This window comes from Psychrobacter sp. CAL346-MNA-CIBAN-0220 (genome assembly GCF_040309805.1).
Lineage (GTDB): Bacteria > Pseudomonadota > Gammaproteobacteria > Pseudomonadales > Moraxellaceae > Psychrobacter.
In genome coordinates, this window is sequence record NZ_JBEOPF010000426.1 from 1 (window position 1) to 260 (window position 260).

The window sequence follows — 260 nt, forward strand, 5'->3', positions numbered from 1 at the left end:
GTGCATGGCCGTACGCGGCAACAGGCGCTTGAAATAAAAGTCGCAGGTCGCAAGCTTCGCCTGGGCAAACCCTGGGTCATCCTGGGCTTGCGCCGTGATCGCCATGCGCAACCACAAGTAGGCAAGGATGATGTAACCGCTGTACATCAGGTAATCCATCGCCGCAGCGCCCACTTCGTCAGGGTTTTTCATCGCCGCCGTGCCGACCTTCAGGGTCAGCTCGCCCCACTGCTGGTTCAGCTCATTGAGCTGCGTCACAT

1 protein-coding gene is annotated in these 260 nt (G+C 59.2%); it reads right to left on the reverse strand.

From position 1 onward, the window contains the following. Positions 1-260, reverse strand: a 260-nt coding sequence (locus AAEY88_RS14240; protein WP_350563440.1) for an acyl-CoA dehydrogenase C-terminal domain-containing protein, incomplete at both ends; no start/stop codon positions are given.